Genomic DNA, 17,744 nt, shown 5'->3' with positions numbered 1-17,744 from the left:
ATAGCACTGTAGTCATATGTTCATATTGCCCCCTTAAAATGAATATTACGAATTCACTATGGAAATTTCATATGCCATTAAAAATCGCTTTTATTACAGATGCATGGTACCCGCAAATTAATGGGGTTGTAACAACCATTGAAAATACTTGTAAAACTATTCGTGACCAAGGCGAAGATGTTCTTTTGATAACGCCTGATCAATTTATTACCATTCCATGTCCCACTTATCCATCCATTAAATTATCAATTTTTTGTTATCCTAAGGTTAAACGATTACTGGACAATTTTGCACCAGATAGAATCCATATTGCCACTGAAGGTCCATTAGGACTAGCGGCGCGGAAATATTGTCTGAAACATAAACTGGCTTTTACCACCTCATTTCATACTTTGTTTGCAGAGTATATCAATCTACGCTTTAAGACTCCGGTTACCTGGGGCTATCGTTTGCTTCATTGGTTTCATAAGCCGGCTAATCAGATAATGGTCGCAACTGCGCATGTGGAGGCTGATTTGGTCACACGGGGGTTTAATAAAGATCAATTTGTGCGCTGGTCTAGAGGGGTAGATGCTGATCGCTTCAAGCCTAGAGATAAAGATTTTTTGAAGTACCCCCGCCCTATTTCGATGTATGTGGGTAGAGTTGCTGTTGAAAAAAATTTAGAAGCTTTTCTTTCCTTACCTGTTCCAGGCACTAAAGTCGTGGTTGGCGGTGGTCCACAACTGAATATATTAAAAAAGAATTTTCCAGCAGTTGTTTTTACTGGCTTTGAAACTGGCGAGTCTCTAGCGAAAACTATGGCGGCGGCGGATGTTTTCGTTTTTCCCAGCCGAACCGACACTTTTGGAATAGTTATGCTGGATGCACTGGCTTGCGGCGTGCCCGTGGCTGCTTATCCAGTCCAAGGCCCCATAGATGTTTTAATCGAGAATCAAACTGGTTGCATGCGGGAAAACTTGCAGGAGGCGTTTTACAGTGCACTTGAATTAAATAGCGAAGATTGCCGTCAACAGGCATTGAATTATTCATGGCAAAATTGTTCTGACCAGTTTTTAAATAATTTAGTACCTGTTTCATAATTAATAAGGCTGAATCTGGTTATTGATAAAGCTCCATGCCCGTAGAACGACAGACCCGCCACATCGAGTTCTACCGATCAAAGACAATACGTCGGTTAATGAAAAATCTCAGCTGAGACCGTTAGCGGTAAAAATATAGAATCCAAAGCGAAACTTAAGGGCAGATCAACTAATGGATAACAAGGTGGTGTTGCTTTAAATTTACTGAGAGCTGCATCATTTTTTGCTATTGCCGCCCAATCAAGCCGAGTTCCACTATAAATAAGTATACGTTCATACAAGGGCAGATGTGCATTTACCTCTAAAGATTTAAAAGTAGCGCAACCGGACAGTCCCATGATGCAGATGCCTCCATATACGACTTGCTTGAACATTACAGTGGACGAGGTTGAAAGTTGATGGTGTTCGTGATTTTACACGCTGGAATGACATAGACTAACCTGTTAGGCAATAGCTATGTGCTGTTGAGTTTTGGACTTATACCCATGAAAGGAAACTTTTATTAAACTCCCCGAGTGAACGTCCAGGAAATGCCCCCGACAAAAATCTTCAGGCATAAAAAAACCGACTCATCGGCCGGCTCTTTTAACGCTATTCATGGTGCCCAGGGGCGGAATCGAACCGTCGACACGAGGATTTTCAGTCCTCTGCTCTACCGACTGAGCTACCTGGGCATTTTGAGGTGTTGCTGATTTTTTGCAGTGGTGCCCAGGGGCGGAATCGAACCGTCGACACGAGGATTTTCAGTCCTCTGCTCTACCGACTGAGCTACCTGGGCGGAACTACAAAAGAGCGCCATTAGACTCGATTATGAGCTCACAGTCAATAAATAATGTTTTTTATTGGTGCGGATTTTGACTGGTCGGGGCATTTTCGTTTCGGAACAGATTAATAATAAAACCGAAAACTTTTTTCACGCCCCCCCATATCCGCGGCAGCAACCAGATCATCAACAGGATAAAACCCGCCAACGCTATTAAAAAGAGTATCGGGTGATTGATACAGGCCCAGACGCCGGTTATTGCGACCACATCCTCGCTGACCGATGCAATCCAGTTGCTAAAGGGCTCCGGCGAGGTGTTAATCAATACCCGGCTTCCTGCTTTGGTCGCATGAGAACCTGCCGCCAAACCGCCGCCCAAAATAGCTGCGGCCAATTCAACAGCGGGATTCAAATCACCGATCGCTCCGGCCGCGAGCATGGCGCCAGCCGGAATGCGGATAAAGGTGTGTATCGCATCCCAACCGGTATCTACGCCCGGCATTTTATCGGCAAAGAATTCGATAAAATACATCAGGCCCGCCGCCCCCATGACCATCGGGTTAGCGACTATTTGCAAATCCGGCGGCAAATCGATATTGCCGGTATTGGCAAGATAGCCCAAGGTAAACAACGTCGCATACAGGTTAATCCCGCTGGCCCACGCCAGCCCCATCGATAACGCCAGGGTTGTTGATATTTGATGCAGTGCGTCCATTAGAGTCCTCTATTTTGACTATTTTGCCGAGCGTAGCATATTTTCCTGAATCCCGGCTAAACCGCATCCGTCAAAGTAATATGATCCTGCGCTGATTTTTTCGCACATTTAAATTCAGACCATGTAAAATTAGTTTTATGTATTTGGTAATTTTAGGATATTCAAAGTGAGTTTTAGAGGAACAACAATACTTTCTGTTCGCCGGGGTGACAAAGTTGTAATCGGTGGCGACGGTCAAGTCACATTAGGCAATACGGTAATGAAAGGCAATGCCCGCAAGGTGCGCCGTTTATATCACGATAAAGTCATCGCCGGTTTTGCCGGAGCAACGGCGGACGCGTTCACTTTATTTGAGCATTTTGAAGGCAAGCTGGAAAAGCACCGCGGCAATTTAACCCGTGCAGCAGTGGAAATGGCTAAGGATTGGCGTACCGACCGTGCTTTGCGCAAACTGGAAGCATTGCTGACCATTGCCGACGCAAAAACCTCACTGATTATTTCCGGTACCGGCGATGTGATCGAGCCTGAATTCGATTTGATGGCGATAGGCTCCGGCGGTGCTTTTGCCCAAGCTGCCGCACGTGCATTATTGGAAAATACCGATCTTAGCGCCCGCGAAATTGTTGAGCGGTCTTTAAATATAGCAGCCGATATTTGTATTTACACTAACCACAATTTGCGTATTGAAGAACTCGACGCTGAACCTAACGAGTAAACAAATGACTCAAATGACCCCTAAAGAAATCGTAAGCGAACTGGACAAGCATATTGTCGGCCAAGCCAATGCCAAGCGCGCTGTCGCCATTGCATTACGCAACCGCTGGCGCCGTCAACAGGTCGACCCTGCCCTGCGCGAAGAAATCACCCCTAAAAATATTTTAATGATCGGCCCGACCGGCGTCGGTAAAACTGAAATTGCCCGCCGTCTTGCACGTCTGGCCAATGCGCCTTTTATTAAAATCGAAGCCACCAAATTTACCGAAGTCGGCTATGTCGGCCGTGATGTCGACTCCATTGTCCGCGATTTAGTCGATACTGCGGTGAAAATGACCCGCACGATAGAAATGGACAAGGTTGAAAACAAGGCTTTCGACGCCGCCGAAGAGAGAGTCCTTGATATTCTGCTGCCGAGGGCGAATGGCGGCATGCTGTCCGACACCGAAGAATCGACCCGTCAAAAAATGCGCAAGAAATTACGCGAAGGCGACCTGGACGACAAGGAAATTGAAATTGACGTGCATCTTGCACCGATGGGCGTGGAAATCATGGCACCTCCAGGCATGGAAGAAATGACCAGCCAATTGCAAGGCATGTTTCAAAATCTGGGTTCAGGTAAAACCCGCTCCCGTAAAATGAAAATCAACAAAGCCCTGAAAGTGTTACAGGATGAAGAAGCGTCCAAGCTGGTTAATGAAGATGACATCCGTTTGCGCGCGGTCGAATCCGTAGAACAAAACGGTATCGTGTTTCTGGACGAAATCGACAAAATCTGCAAACGTTCCGAACTGGGCGGCGGTGAAGTTTCCCGCGAGGGCGTACAACGGGATTTATTGCCGTTGGTTGAAGGCACTACCGTCAGCACCAAGTACGGATCAATCAAAACCGACCATATCCTGTTTATCGCATCGGGCGCTTTCCATTTGACCAAACCGTCGGATTTAATCCCCGAGCTGCAAGGCCGGTTTCCTATCCGAGTTGAACTGGACGCTCTTTCAGCCGATGACTTTGTGCGCATCCTGACTGAGCCTGATGCGTCATTAACCGAACAATATACTGCGTTATTGAGCACCGAAGGCGTATCGCTGTCGTTTTCTACAGACGGCATTAAACGCATTGCCGAACTCGGTTGGCAGGTCAATGAAACCACCGAAAACATTGGCGCGAGAAGATTGCATACCGTTCTGGAACGGTTACTGGAAGATATTTCCTATAATGCCCCCGATCTTATCGGAAAAAGCATTCTTATCGATGCCGCTTATGTTGATGATCATTTGATCGAGTTTGTTGAAGACGAAGATTTAAGTCGTTATATTTTGTAATTAAGGATTTTGATACGAAAATGGAATATGTACTAATCATTCATGAAGTCGAGGATTATGCAGCGTGGAAAAAAATTTTTGATGACGCTGCATCGATCAGAAAAAGCGCGGGCGAACTGAGTTTTCAGGTTTTAAAACTGGATAACAATGCTAATAAAATCGTTCATTTTTCCAGATGGTCATCACTTTCCAACGCCAAAGCATTTTTTGAATCGGCCGAGCTGGTTGAAATAAGAAAGCAAGCCGGGGTTAAAGCGCCCGAATTTATTTACTTGGAACAGTTGGAAGAAGGTATTTTGTAAATCATGTAGGGTACGCTGTGCATACCTTAAGAGTGTTACAAAGGGGGCTCACCATGCGCATTAATTATAAGTTAAACACCAATGATCTTGATGCCAATTTCCTGGAATCGGTCAAAATCATGTTTAAAAATAAAGACATTATTATTTCAATTGCCGATACAGAAAACGACGAAGATTTTGCATTGGGTAAGGCGATAGAAGAAGGGCTTTTAAGCGAATCGGCCTCAAGAGAAGAGCTTGATAAAATTTTATATGCGGATTGAGATAAAGGCCGGCTTCATCAAGGATTTGAAAACTGTCCCTAAAGATTTCAGAGAAAAAATTGCTGGCATTATTGGCACAATGGAACATTGTTCTAATCTTTCGAGTTTAACAGGCATCAAAAAACTAAAAGGTTATCAAAATTTTTATCGCATTCAAGTTGGGGCTTATCGATTAGGTTTTGTATTAGAAGAAAATACCATTGTGCTTGTTCGCTTCTTGCACAAAAAAGAAATTTATCGATTTTTTCCATAACATTAGACCGACACGAGCATACATGCGCATAACTGCAAAACCTGCCAATACCCACCCGACTGAAATCAAGCTGCATCAGGTTTCCAACATCGTCGAAATCAGCTTTGATGACGGCAGTGTATTTCAATTACCGAGTGAATACCTGCGCGTTTACACACCTTCGGCAGAAGCGGTAGGTCACGCGCCCGGACAGGAAGTTTTACAGGTCGGCAAGGAAGACGTCACGATTAAAGAGATCAAGCCGATCGGTAATTACGCAATCGCCCTGATATTTAGCGACGGCCATGACAGTGGCATTTATACTTGGGATTTGTTATATAAATTGGGTGCTGAATATCAAACCTTATGGGCTAATTATCTCCATAACCTGGAAGCCGCCGGATATACGCGCAAAGAACCGCGACAAAATTAACTTCATCGTTTGCACGCAATGCCGTAGCCCTTCGACAAGACTCCGAACAGGCTTACAGAATGCATTTCCACGCCGGAGCGAGCGTGAGAACGATATACTAATCAAACAGGTACAACAATGACCAACACCACCCATTTTGGATTTAAACAAGTAGCCACAGAAGACAAGGTCAATCTGGTACGCGGCGTATTCGATTCCGTTGCCGGACAATACGACATCATGAACGACCTGATGTCATTGGGCATCCACCGCATCTGGAAACGCATTGCGGTACAACTTAGCAATGTGCGCAAAGGCGAGCAAGTGCTTGACCTGGCCGGCGGCACCGGCGATTTAACGACCTTGTTCGAAAAACGCGTCGGCGCGGAAGGTCAAATAGTCCTGGCCGATATTAATTCGGAAATGCTGCGCACCGGACGCAACCGCCTGATAGACAGAGGTCTGGTCGGCAATATCCGCTATGCGCAAGTCAATGCCGAATGCCTGCCCTTTGAAGATAATACCTTTGATTGCGTCTGCATCGCCTTCGGCTTGCGTAACGTCACCGACAAAGATGCCGCATTGCGCTCCATGTACCGCGTACTCAAACCCGGAGGCCGCGTGATCGTGCTGGAATTTTCGCATCCGGTCGATAAAATCACCGAAAAAGTTTACGACTTTTATTCATTCAAGCTGCTGCCCAAAATTGGTAAAGTCGTTGCGAAAGATGAAGACAGCTATCGCTATCTTGCCGAGTCCATCCGCATGCATCCCAAGCAGGATGAACTGAAAAAAATGATGGAATACGCAGGTCTCGAACGCTGCGAATACTTCAATATGACGCAAGGCATCGTCGCCGTTCATAGAGGTTATAAAATCTAGCATGACCATCAAACCCTTGCTGATTGGCGCGCTGGAAGCCACGCTTAATCAATATCTTGCATTGGATCAGGACAGTGGTTATTTCTTAACGCCGCTGACCGGCAAAGTCATTGCCGTTAACATTCAGCCGTTCGATGAAATCATTTATCTGTGCCCGGCTGTCGATTCCATTCAGTGCCTGGATCAGTTTCCTGGCGAACCCGACACGCGCCTGACCGGCTCGATTTGGGCGCTGGGCTTAATGGGACTGAGCTCAACGCCGATGCGTTCCGTGTTCTCAGGCGAAGTAAAGATTGAAGGCGATATGCAAACCGGTCGCAAATTTCAGGAGCTGTTCGCCAAGCTGGACATCGATCTGGAAGAAAAGCTGTCGCAATTCACCGGCGACATCATCGCGCATAAAGTGGCCGGTTTTTTCCGTGCAGGCCAAAGCTGGAGCAAAGATTCTCTTGAGACCTTCAGGCTGAATTCTAAAGAGTTTTTGCAGGAAGAAACCCGCGATTTACCGGCAGCGCCCGAAGCGGATATTTTTTACGCTCAGGTTGATGCATTGCGCACCGATTTTGACCGCCTGCAAAGCAGGATTGATCGCCTGAAAAGTACGTTGCACAATAAATCTTAATTATTCACCACGAAGGCACGCAGGACACGAAGTTTTACCTTATTTTTCTTCGTGAACTTCGTGTCTTCGTGGTGAATTTAGGGCTTAAAAACACAGCCCACCCTACAAACAAAGGTAACTCGTGATCCGTCCTAAATTATTATTGCGCCTAATCCATATTAACTGGGTTCTGGTCTTTCACGGCCTGGACGAAATCGTTTTAAAAACTCATTTATTTCGCCCCGTCCGTTATTTGGCGGTTTTCTCTCCCAACTTCTGGCTTAGAAACTCATCAGACTCTCGCGGCGTCAGAATCCGGCGTGCGCTGGAAGATTTGGGGCCTATTTATGTCAAATTCGGCCAAGCTCTATCTACTCGAAGAGATCTGCTGCCCGATGACATCGCCGATGAACTGGTAAAGCTTCAGGACAGAGTTCCACCATTCAGCAATGATATTGCCCGCAGCATTATCGAAAAAGAACTGGGTATGTCGATTAGCGAGGCATTTGCCGAGTTCGATGCCGAACCGCTGGCCTCGGCGTCAGTCGCACAAGTTCATACCGCCGTCTTGCACAGCGGCGAAAATGTTGTCGTTAAGGTGCTGCGTCCCGACATAGAAAGCCGCATCCGCTCGGATATAGGATTACTCTATGAACTGGCCCGTTTTGCCGAGCGCTTCTGGGCCGATGCAAGAAGGCTTCGCCCTATCGATGTCGTTGCCGAATTTGAAAAAACCACGCTTGATGAGCTTGACTTGGTCAGGGAAGCCGCCAATGCCGCCAAATTGCGCCGCAACTTCGAAAACTCCGACGTTATCTATATACCGGAAATTCACTGGCCGCTAACGCGCAGGAAAGTTATGGTCATGGAAAGAATTCACGGCATACCGGTAGGCAACATCGACCAGCTTAAAGCGGGCGGCGCCGATTTTAAATTACTCGCCGAGCGCGGCGTGGAGATCTTTTTCACCCAAGTGTTCAGGGATAATTTTTTCCATGCCGACATGCATCCGGGCAATATCTTTGTCGATCTGCCGGCCAAATATATCGCTGTCGATTTCGGCATCGTCGGCACACTGTCATTATCCGACCAACATTATTTAGCCGAAAACTTTCTGGCTTTTTTTAATCGCGACTATCGCAAAGTGGCCGAGATGCATGTTGAATCGGGCTGGGTTGCCGAATCGACCCGGATAGAAGAATTTGAATCCGCAATACGTAGCGTTTGCGAACCGATCTTTGAAAAACCGCTTAAAGACATTTCATTCGGCCAATTATTGCTGCGTTTGTTCCAAACTGCGAGGCGTTTTGATATGCACGTTCAACCGCAACTGGTGCTGCTGCAAAAAACCCTGCTCAATATCGAGGGTTTGGGACGACAGCTTTATCCTGACCTGGATTTATGGCAAACCGCCAAACCTTTCCTTGAAAAATGGTTTCATCAACGCGTCGGCCCTAAAGCCAAAATCGACAGACTGATCAAACAGTTCCCGGACTTCGCCGAGCAGTTCCCCGAAATTCCTTCGTTGATTTATAAAGCGCTGGACAATGCCGCCCACGCCAAGCAACATGCGGAAATGCAAAACAGGGAATTAATGCTGCTACGCCAACAAATGGACAACAATCACCGCAGAACGGTCTGGGCTATGCTGCTCAGCGCAGTGGTCATCAGTGCGGCGGTATTGTTTCAATAAAGCCCGTAGTGCCAGATTGCTGATGCCCATGAACGACTGCAATTGTCGAGATATGAAGTTGTTATTTCGGCGATTTGTGCTTTAAGCAGAGTAACTGTAATAATCTCAATCTAAGATTAATAATAACGTCTACATGAATTAAGGAGCGGCATGCTTAGGTTATGTTCCGCTCTGCTTTTCTTCGTGAACTTCATGTCTTCGTGGTGAATAATTTACGTTTTTTCATATTAAAGATTAGAGAGGTGCAAAAATGGTAACACTGGAAACGCCGATCTGTGATTTCGGCAAAAAAGCCATCAATTTTGAATTGCCCGGCGTTGACGGGCGCACATGGTCTCTGCAACAGTGCATGGGTAAAAACGGCTTATTGGTCATGTTTATCTGCAATCATTGTCCGTATGTCAAAGCCGTGCAAGACCGGATTGTCAGGGATGCTCGGGAACTTAAAGCACTTGGGGTTGAATCGGTGGCAATCATGCCCAATGATACAATTGAATACCCGGCTGATTCTTTCGACAACATGAAAAAGCTGTCCGAGCAATTGGGGTTTAGCTTTCCTTATTTGCTTGATGAAACACAACAGGTCGCCAGAGCTTACGGCGCTGTCTGTACACCGGATTTTTTTGGCTATAATGCCGACTACGAACTGCAATACCGCGGACGCCTGGATGCCAGCCGCAAGGAAACTGCACCGCCGGATACCAAGCGCGAATTGTTCGAAGCGATGAAACTGGTTTCCGAAACCGGCCGCGGGCCCAAGGAACAAATCAACAGCATCGGCTGTTCTATCAAATGGAAACAGGATTAACCACAGACATTGTCCATGAAAAACACGAAAGGCACGAAAAATTTCTAATATTTACGATGACTTAGCTGTACTTATGCCAAAGCCGTAACTATCGCTTAAATGCTGAATGACTGTGTTACAAACACATTTATTTTTTGTGTTTTTTCGTGTTTTCCGTGCCTTTCGTGGACAAACTGCTTTTTTAGAATTAAACAATCAACCCACAACAATGAGAACGTAATATGTCAATTAAAAGAATGGTAGATCTGGACTTGTCAGGCAAACGGGTGTTAATCCGTCAGGATTTGAATGTACCGGTAAAAGACGGCAAAGTGACCAGCGACCTTCGCATCCAAGCCAGCGTACCCACTATTGAAAAAGCCCTGGCTGCGGGCGCGGCGGTCATGCTGATGTCACATTTGGGACGTCCTGTCGAAGGCCAATACGATGAAGAATCTTCATTGAAACCAGTCGCAGAGCGCTTATCCAGCTTGCTGGGCAAACCGGTCAGACTGGAAAGAGACTGGATCGACGGCATTACCATTCAGCCGGGCGAAGTCGTGCTGTGCGAAAACGTACGCTTTAATGCCGGCGAAGGCAAAAACGACGATACGCTGGGTAAAAAGATGGCGGCCCTTTGCGACATATTCGTGATGGATGCTTTCGGTACCGCGCACAGAGCGCAATCCTCAACCCACAGCGTGGCTAAATTCGCACCGATTGCCTGCGCAGGCCCATTATTAGCCAGCGAACTGGACGCACTGGGCAAAGCCCTGGAAACACCGGCCAAGCCGTTGGTTGCGATTGTCGGCGGCTCTAAAGTATCGACCAAATTAACAGTGCTGAAATCCCTGTCGGAAAAAGTCGACCAGTTAATTGTCGGCGGCGGCATTGCCAATACGTTTATTGCAGCCGCAGGATTTCCTGTCGGTAAATCGCTGTATGAAGCCGATCTGCTTGATGAAGCCAAACGATTGATTGCAGCTGCCAAAAGCAACGGCTCAGACATTCCTATCCCTGTTGACGTGGTTTGCGCAAAAGAATTTTCAGAAACCGCCGTCGCCACTGTAAAAAAAGTAGCCGATGTCGAAGCGGATGATTTGATTTTGGATATAGGCCCTGACACCTCAAAACAATACGCCGAGATTTTAAAAACCGCAGGCACCATCGTCTGGAACGGCCCGGTCGGCGTATTTGAAATCGACCAGTTCGGCGAAGGCACCAAAGCGCTGGCGACTGCGATCGCCGAAAGCAAGGCTTTCTCGATTGCAGGCGGCGGCGATACCTTGGCTGCTATCGACAAATACGGCATTAACGATGAGGTATCTTACACATCAACCGGCGGCGGCGCCTTCCTTGAATTTCTTGAAGGCAAAGAACTTCCTGCCGTTTCTGTGTTAAAATCACATAGTTAGAAATAGACCCAACAACGAATCAGGATTAAAAATGGCCAGAGTCACTATCGAAGATTGTTTAGAAAATGTTGAAAATCGCTTCAAACTGGTTTTATTGGCCAGTACCAGAGCGCGGCAACTTAGCCATGGTGCGACTGAATTTGTGCCACGCGGGAAAGACAAGGATACGGTTGTTGCATTACGCGAAATCGCGGCAGGCCATGTTACTACTGAAAACATCAATGCCCTGCATCGTGTCGGCGAAGCTCATGATCACCATAACCCGATGTTCTAATTCGTAAAGCCTATGCTGGAAATAGCGGACACGATCGAGCTGGAACGCCCTCAGGACAAACTAATCCGGCGTTTATGCACGACCTTGTCCGGCTATCTGGATCAAACCCAAATTGACCAATGCGTGCGTGCCTATGAAGTCGGCGCGGCCGCTCATGAAGGCCAATTTCGTAAAAGCGGCGAAGCCTATATTTGCCACCCTGTCTCTGTCGCAATCAGTCTTGCCGAGATGCGTATGGACGCCAACGGCATCATGGCCGCGATACTGCATGATGTTATTGAAGATACCCCTGTCAGTAAAAAAGAGCTGGCCGAGCAGTTCGGCACCGAAGTTGCGGAACTGGTCGACGGGGTCACCAAATTAAGTAAAATCGACAGTAAATCACATGCGGAAGCGCAAGCGGAAAACGTCCGCAAAATGTTTCTGGCCATGGCCAAGGATTTACGCGTCATCATCGTCAAACTGGCGGACCGTCTGCACAACATGCAGACGCTTGGCGTTATGCCGGCGGCAAAAAAACGTCGCATCGCCCGTGAAACCCTGGACATTTACGCCCCAATCGCCAATCGCCTGGGCATGAATAATATCCGGCAAAAACTCGAGGCACTGAGTTTTGAAGCGATGTACCCGATGCGCCATGCGGTGTTAAATAATGCGGTAAAAAAAGCACGGGGCAACCGCCGCAAAATTGTCGATATCATAGAAAACACGATAAAAAACCGTTTGGAACAGGCCGGCCTGAATTGCGACGTTGCCGGACGGGAGAAAAATCTTTACAGCATTTATAAAAAAATGCTCAACAAAAAAATTTCCCTGGCCGACATTTTTGATGTCTATGCATTCAGGATTTTTTGCGATGATGTGGATACCTGTTACCGCGTGCTGGGCGTTATGCATAACCTGTACAAACCGATTCCCGGACGCTTCAAGGATTATATCGCCTTGCCCAAAGCCAATGGCTATCAATCCCTGCATTCGATATTAATGGGACCCTACGGTGTGCCCATTGAAGTCCAGATCAGGACGCATGAAATGCACCGCATGTCGGAATCCGGTATCGCGGCGCACTGGCTGTATAAATCGGACGACGATAAAATCGAAAAATTCCAGGATCGCGCCAACGAATGGCTGAGAGATTTGCTGGAAATTCAAAAATCCGCCGGCGACTCGCTGGAATTTATCGATAACCTGAAGGTGGACCTGTTCCCGCAGGAAGTCTTCGTATTCACACCGCAGGGCTCCATTATCAAGCTGCCGCGCGGCGCGACCATTATCGATTTTGCCTATGCCGTACATACCGATCTGGGTAATGCCTGCGTTTCCGCCAGAATCGACAAACAGCTGGTGCCGCTGCAATCCAAACTGGAAAACGGCGTCACCGTCGAAGTAATTACCGCATCGTGGGCCAGACCCAATCCGCTTTGGCTCAACTATGTGATCACCGCCAAAGCCCGCTCCGGTATTCGCAATTACCTGAAGCACTTTAAACAGCAGGAAGCGATTAACCTGGGTCGCCGTTTGCTGGAAAAAGAACTGCTATCCATGCATTTACATCTGGAAAACGTCAGCAAAGAAAAAATACAAGCCTTGCTTCAGCTCATGTCCAAACAATCAATGGATGAATTGCTTGAAGACATCGGGCTGGGTAATAAAATGCCGTTTTTGGTTGCCAAACGCATAGCCCAGGATGATATGAGCGCCACCATCAAACTGAATGACGGCGACCAGACCCAGAAGAATCCGCTGATCATCAAAGGCACGGAAGGCATGGTCATCACGTTGGCTAAATGTTGCAGGCCGATTCCGGGCGATTCGATCATCGGCTATTTCAACCCCGGCAAAGGCATCGTCGTACATCATCATGAATGCCGCAACAGCAGTGTGGTCAGAAAAAAACAAACCAACTGGCTGGATGTGGAATGGAGCACTGATATCGCCGGTGATTTTCCTGTTGAAATCCGCATAGAAATACTCAATCAACGCGGCTCGTTGGCGACCATCGCCTCGACTATATCCGAACAGAATTCCAACATTGAAAATGTCACCGTCGTCGACCAGGATGACCGTATTAGCGTCGATTTAATCACCTTAACCGTCAAAGACCGAGTGCATTTAGCCAAAATTATGCGCCGCCTGAAAGAATTATCGATCGTGTTAAAAATTACCCGAGTTAAAGCATAAAGGACCGAAAATGATCAAACAAATTATCCAGACTGATAAAGCGCCGCAAGCCATCGGCACCTATTCGCAAGCGGTCAAAGTTGACCACACGGTTTATCTTTCCGGACAGATCCCTTTGGTGCCTAAAACCATGACCATTATTGAAGGCGATATAAGAGCGCAAATTACCCAAGTGTTCGACAACCTGCAAGCGGTTGCAGAAGCTGCGGGCGGGGATTTTTCGGACATCGTCAAGCTGAACGTTTTTTTGACCGATTTGGCAAACTTTCCGCTCGTCAACGAAATCATGGGGCATTATTTCCAGGAGCCCTACCCCGCCCGTGCCGTTATCGGCGTTGCAGCGTTGCCTAAAGCCGCCGATGTGGAAATGGATGCGATTATGGTGTTAAAGCCCCAGGAATATCCGGCTTGATTATTCGTTAATGTATCCCGTTAATGAAAACCCCGAATACCCTGAATCAATCAGTCGCTATATTGACTGGGATAGGCGCTCAAACCGCAAACCGCCTGCAAAAACTCGGCCTTTGCACGCTTCTGGACTTGATTTTCCACCTGCCTCACCGTTACGAAGACCGAACCCGCGTTTATGCTATCGGCTCGTTAAAGCCGGGCATGACGGTGCTGATCAGCGGCAAAGTTGAATTTACCGACATTTTACCCCGAGGCCGGAAAAGCCTGGTCTGTCGAATCAGCGACGGCACCGGCTTTATCAGCCTGAAATTTTTTCACTTTTCCGCCAGCCAGCATAACGTACTGAAACCCGGCACATTGATCAGCTGTTTTGCCGAAGTTCGCTACGGTTTTGCCGGACTGGAAATGGTTCATCCCGAATATAAGGTCATCGCCAATCCCGGCGATTGCATTACCGAAACACGCTTGACTCCGGTTTATCCATTGACCGAAGGCCTCAGTCAAAGTGTCATACGCAAAGCGGTCAGACAGGCTTTAGAATGCTGCAAACACGAGCCTGAGCTGCTGACCGACTGGATACCCGAATCTGTCTTAAAGCAATGCCATTACCCTGCCCTCGCCGATGCGATCCAAACCCTGCATGCGCCGGACGAATCGGTGTCGATTGAAGCGCTACAAAACGGCAGCGTACCCGCGCTAAAACGGCTGGCCTTTGAAGAACTGCTGGCGCATTTTTTAGTCCTGAGAGCAACCCGGAATAGAGCCAAAGTCTGGCAAGCGCCCTCTCTTTCTGCTGGTGCGGCAGGAAAAACCGCCACGGAACATTTTATCCGCTCCCTGCCGTTTAAGCTGACCGACGCCCAACAGCGAGTCATCGCAGAAATTGAAGCCGATTGCGGCCTGCAACACCCGATGATGCGGTTGGTACAGGGCGATGTCGGCTCAGGTAAAACCGTAGTCTCCGCCTATGCGGCATTACTGGCGCTGACCGCAGGCTATCAGGTTGCGGTGATGGCGCCGACCGAGTTGCTGGCGGAACAACACTTCCGTAACTTCAGCGCTTGGTTCGACGGCTTTCAAACCCAGGTGATGTACTTAACCGGACAACTCAAAGGCAATGCCAGAAAAGCCGTTTTACAGGCGCTGGAGGACGGCACAGCCGGCATTGTCATCGGCACTCATGCCTTGTTCCAGGACAGCGTGAACTTTCATCGTCTCGGCCTGATTATCATTGATGAGCAACACCGTTTCGGCGTCCACCAGCGGCTGGCGCTCAGGGAAAAAGGCCAGCAAGGCGACATCAAGCCGCACCAGTTAGTGATGACCGCCACGCCGATTCCACGTACGCTGGCCATGTTGCAATATTCCGATCTTGATATATCGATTATCGATGAGCTGCCGCCGGGCAGAAAACCGATTGTCACCAGCGTGATCCCCGCCGAACGGCGCGCCGATGTGATCGACCGGATCAACGGTTGGGTCGGCAAAAAAAAACAGGTCTATTGGGTCTGTACACTGATTGAAGAATCGGAAGTTTTACAATGCGAAGCAGCGGAAAAAACCGCAGAAACATTGACCGAAGCATTGCCGGATGTGCGCGTGGCACTGATTCACGGACGCATGAAATCCTCCGAAAAAGACGCTGTGATGCAAGCCTTTAAAAATCATCAAATTGATTTACTGGTCGCCACGACTGTTATTGAAGTCGGCGTCGATGTGCCTAATGCCGGATTAATGATCATCGAAAACCCGGAACGCCTGGGCCTATCCCAACTGCACCAATTACGCGGCCGGGTCGGCCGTGGCAATGACGACAGCTATTGCCTGCTGATGTATCAGGCGCCGTTGTCCGATACCACCCGCCACCGTTTGGGCGTTTTACGGGACAGTAACGACGGCTTTGTGATTGCCGAAAAAGATCTTGAGCTACGCGGCCCCGGCGAAGTCATGGGCACCCGGCAAACCGGGCAAATGCAGTTTAAAATTGCCGACTTGTCCAGGGATGCCGATGTGCTCGCTGCCGTTCAACAAATCGGCGACAGCTTTTTTACTCAAGCGCCCGAAGCCATACAGCCCTTGTGCGACCGCTGGCTGGGCGCATCTACAGAATATTCCGAGGTTTAATCCAATTGTCTATTAAGAGCTTTTTATTTAATCGGGAACCCTTGTGGCTGGAAAACCGCTCAGGCACCTGTCATACCCTGCCTGAGAACGTCCAATCCTGGACTTACGAGCCGGGATCGCTAACCCAGCGTCTACGCGATTATTACGGCGATGCGATTGGCGTGAAAGTCCTACTACAGCAATGGACTACGCCGTTCTTGAGTGAACGCAGATTACTTAAATTACACGAGAACAAGTACAGCTTGATCCGTGAAGTCTTACTCCATGCCGACGGCAAACCGCTGATATTAGCCCGAACCGTCATCCCGGCAAAAACCGTCAAAGTCACTAAAAGCAACTTGGCTCATCTGGGCAGCCGCCCGCTGGGGGAAGTGATATTTTCCTATCCCAAACTGGAGCGTATTGAAATGGATGTCACGTTGATTGACCTGCCGACCTGGACGCGGCCAGCTATAGATGAAGCCAATATCGACCAGCCGATATGGGGCAGAAGAACTGTCTACGCGATTGCGCATCAGCAAATGTTGGTCAGTGAGTTTTTTTTACCGGGGGTTTTAGAGGTTTTTTAGATTGGAACATCCGCAAGGATTAACCGTCGCTGCGAGACAGGAGTCGAGTAGTCCCCAGAAGCGATAGTGCATGTGTTTTCACGCAGCTTGCGAAGTGAAAATGCAGGCTTTCCGAAATCGCGTCGAGTCATTGGAGAGCATGTGAGCTACCCCTTGTTGGGTAGCGATCGAGTGACCAGGACGGCTGGGGCAGCCGCAGGCATTAGCGGTCGCGTAATTTTTGCCGCTTGTTGGGCTGGGAGGCCCATAAAAGCTTTCGCAAAAATAGCGACTCCCCGGTCGCCTTGAATTTTGTCGAAACATGGGCGATTAAGCCGTTCATGGCTCAACAATCAAAGCAGCTTCAGAAATTCTTCAACGGTCATATCCGCATTACGGATAAGGGCGCGTAGCGTACCGATTGAAAGTTCCTTATGTTGAGGAACGGATAAATTAACGCGTACGCCAGACTTAACCAAAACACGATGGCTTCCGACTTGCCCGATGGTTTGCCAACCCGCTTTCTCGAAAGCCTTGGCCGCGTCCTTGCCGGAGATATTGCCGAGTTTACCCATAAACTAAACAGTTACCATGATTTGTGTTTGTTTTTGAGCACCGTCTTGTTGCAAAGCAGAAATCGCTTTTTGATCCTCAGCCCACAACCATGCCGTAATCGCTTCTTTGATATTATCCAAGGCTTCTTCTTGATCTTTGCCTTGTGAAACGCACCCTGGCAGTGCAGGGCATTCAGCAACGATCCAACCATCTTCAGCCAGTTCGATTGTTATATGAAAAATCATGATGTTCCCCGCGTTAAATAAAAGTTATTTTCAAGCTACCTAAATAGCTGTCCAGCCTGTATTACACTCAGCTAAAGTATAATAGCCGACAAAGCTTATTCTCCAGTTAAAAATAGATCAAGACATAGCATCAGCTGCCAGAGCATTTGGGCTAATTGAATTGAGGCCTAGTAGTCAGTCATGATGAAGTACAAGGATAAAGCCGAGCCAGCTTCCGTCG

20 protein-coding genes, 2 tRNA genes and 1 pseudogene are annotated in these 17,744 nt (G+C 48.0%); 17 read left to right on the top strand and 6 right to left on the bottom strand.

What is annotated here, in order from left to right; translation table 11 throughout:
- Positions 1–71: 71 nt before the first annotated feature.
- Positions 72–1,082: a glycosyltransferase family 4 protein gene (locus V7051_RS11545; protein WP_333875115.1), complete on the top strand. Its 1,011-nt coding sequence runs from the start codon at positions 72–74 to the stop codon at positions 1,080–1,082.
- 95 nt (positions 1,083–1,177) lie between these two features.
- Here V7051_RS11545 and V7051_RS11540 read toward each other — a convergent pair whose 3' ends face one another.
- From V7051_RS11540 to V7051_RS11525, 4 genes are all read right to left on the bottom strand, one after another.
- Positions 1,178–1,420 carry a YceK/YidQ family lipoprotein gene (locus tag V7051_RS11540; protein WP_333875114.1) on the bottom strand — a complete coding sequence of 81 codons (243 nt, stop codon included), beginning with the start codon at positions 1,418–1,420 and terminating at the stop codon, positions 1,178–1,180.
- A 260-nt stretch (positions 1,421–1,680) separates the two neighbouring features.
- A tRNA-Phe gene (locus V7051_RS11535) sits at positions 1,681–1,756 on the bottom strand.
- Positions 1,757–1,784: 28 nt separating this feature from the next.
- Positions 1,785–1,860 (bottom strand) — tRNA-Phe (locus tag V7051_RS11530).
- Positions 1,861–1,921: 61 nt separating this feature from the next.
- Positions 1,922–2,560, bottom strand: coding sequence for a DUF4126 domain-containing protein (locus V7051_RS11525; protein ID WP_333875113.1), 639 nt, complete (start codon positions 2,558–2,560; stop codon positions 1,922–1,924).
- A gap of 166 nt (positions 2,561–2,726) precedes the next feature.
- Between V7051_RS11525 and hslV the strand changes: the two genes are divergently transcribed.
- The 16 genes and pseudogenes from hslV (at position 2,727) to V7051_RS11445 (ending at position 16,745) form a co-directional block, all read left to right on the top strand.
- Positions 2,727–3,275: an ATP-dependent protease subunit HslV gene (gene hslV, locus V7051_RS11520; protein WP_333875112.1), complete on the top strand. Its 549-nt coding sequence runs from the start codon at positions 2,727–2,729 to the stop codon at positions 3,273–3,275.
- 4 nt (positions 3,276–3,279) lie between these two features.
- A complete protein-coding gene (gene hslU, locus V7051_RS11515) occupies positions 3,280–4,599 on the top strand; it encodes an ATP-dependent protease ATPase subunit HslU (protein ID WP_333875111.1) in 1,320 nt (439 codons plus the stop codon).
- Positions 4,600–4,619: 20 nt separating this feature from the next.
- A complete protein-coding gene (locus V7051_RS11510) occupies positions 4,620–4,901 on the top strand; it encodes an antibiotic biosynthesis monooxygenase (protein ID WP_333875110.1) in 282 nt (93 codons plus the stop codon).
- 53 nt (positions 4,902–4,954) lie between these two features.
- The gene (locus V7051_RS11505) at positions 4,955–5,164 is read left to right on the top strand and encodes a hypothetical protein (protein WP_333875109.1); all 210 of its coding nucleotides are present in this window, start codon (positions 4,955–4,957) and stop codon (positions 5,162–5,164) included.
- Positions 5,154–5,417, top strand: a complete 264-nt coding sequence (locus tag V7051_RS11500) for a type II toxin-antitoxin system RelE family toxin (protein WP_334181143.1) — start codon at positions 5,154–5,156, stop codon at positions 5,415–5,417. Before V7051_RS11505 ends, V7051_RS11500 begins: the two co-directional genes overlap by 11 nt.
- 22 nt (positions 5,418–5,439) lie before the next feature.
- On the top strand, positions 5,440–5,829 hold the full coding sequence (locus V7051_RS11495) for a DUF971 domain-containing protein (protein ID WP_333875107.1): 390 nt from the start codon (positions 5,440–5,442) through the stop codon (positions 5,827–5,829).
- 111 nt (positions 5,830–5,940) lie between these two features.
- Positions 5,941–6,690 (top strand): annotated as a pseudogene (gene ubiE, locus V7051_RS11490) (bifunctional demethylmenaquinone methyltransferase/2-methoxy-6-polyprenyl-1,4-benzoquinol methylase UbiE); the annotation flags it as partial.
- Between the two features lies 1 nt (position 6,691).
- Positions 6,692–7,312, top strand: a complete 621-nt coding sequence (locus tag V7051_RS11485; protein WP_333875105.1) for a ubiquinone biosynthesis accessory factor UbiJ — start codon at positions 6,692–6,694, stop codon at positions 7,310–7,312.
- A 121-nt stretch (positions 7,313–7,433) separates the two neighbouring features.
- A complete protein-coding gene (ubiB, locus tag V7051_RS11480) occupies positions 7,434–8,984 on the top strand; it encodes a ubiquinone biosynthesis regulatory protein kinase UbiB (protein WP_333875104.1) in 1,551 nt (516 codons plus the stop codon).
- Between the two features lie 250 nt (positions 8,985–9,234).
- The gene (locus V7051_RS11475) at positions 9,235–9,792 is read left to right on the top strand and encodes a thioredoxin family protein (protein WP_333875103.1); all 558 of its coding nucleotides are present in this window, start codon (positions 9,235–9,237) and stop codon (positions 9,790–9,792) included.
- Between the two features lie 221 nt (positions 9,793–10,013).
- Complete coding sequence (locus V7051_RS11470) at positions 10,014–11,186, top strand: phosphoglycerate kinase (RefSeq protein ID WP_333875102.1); 1,173 nt, start codon at positions 10,014–10,016, stop codon at positions 11,184–11,186.
- Positions 11,187–11,217: 31 nt separating this feature from the next.
- A complete protein-coding gene (rpoZ, locus tag V7051_RS11465) occupies positions 11,218–11,460 on the top strand; it encodes a DNA-directed RNA polymerase subunit omega (protein WP_333875101.1) in 243 nt (80 codons plus the stop codon).
- 12 nt (positions 11,461–11,472) lie between these two features.
- Positions 11,473–13,641, top strand: coding sequence for a RelA/SpoT family protein (locus tag V7051_RS11460; RefSeq protein ID WP_333875100.1), 2,169 nt, complete (start codon positions 11,473–11,475; stop codon positions 13,639–13,641).
- Between the two features lie 10 nt (positions 13,642–13,651).
- Positions 13,652–14,053 carry a RidA family protein gene (locus V7051_RS11455; RefSeq protein WP_333875099.1) on the top strand — a complete coding sequence of 134 codons (402 nt, stop codon included), beginning with the start codon at positions 13,652–13,654 and terminating at the stop codon, positions 14,051–14,053.
- A gap of 23 nt (positions 14,054–14,076) precedes the next feature.
- On the top strand, positions 14,077–16,176 hold the full coding sequence (gene recG / locus V7051_RS11450; RefSeq protein WP_333875098.1) for an ATP-dependent DNA helicase RecG: 2,100 nt from the start codon (positions 14,077–14,079) through the stop codon (positions 16,174–16,176).
- A 5-nt stretch (positions 16,177–16,181) separates the two neighbouring features.
- On the top strand, positions 16,182–16,745 hold the full coding sequence (locus V7051_RS11445; protein WP_333875097.1) for a chorismate--pyruvate lyase family protein: 564 nt from the start codon (positions 16,182–16,184) through the stop codon (positions 16,743–16,745).
- A 332-nt stretch (positions 16,746–17,077) separates the two neighbouring features.
- Here V7051_RS11445 and V7051_RS11440 read toward each other — a convergent pair whose 3' ends face one another.
- A complete protein-coding gene (locus V7051_RS11440; RefSeq protein ID WP_333875096.1) occupies positions 17,078–17,299 on the bottom strand; it encodes a type II toxin-antitoxin system HicA family toxin in 222 nt (73 codons plus the stop codon).
- Between the two features lie 3 nt (positions 17,300–17,302).
- The gene (locus V7051_RS11435) at positions 17,303–17,524 is read right to left on the bottom strand and encodes a type II toxin-antitoxin system HicB family antitoxin (protein ID WP_333875095.1); all 222 of its coding nucleotides are present in this window, start codon (positions 17,522–17,524) and stop codon (positions 17,303–17,305) included.
- Positions 17,525–17,744: the final 220 nt, after the last annotated feature.

The sequence above is a fragment of the Methylobacter sp. genome, from assembly GCF_036845245.1.
In the GTDB taxonomy this organism is placed as follows: domain Bacteria; phylum Pseudomonadota; class Gammaproteobacteria; order Methylococcales; family Methylomonadaceae; genus Methylobacter_A.
This window is presented reverse-complemented; position numbering and strand designations above follow the sequence as displayed.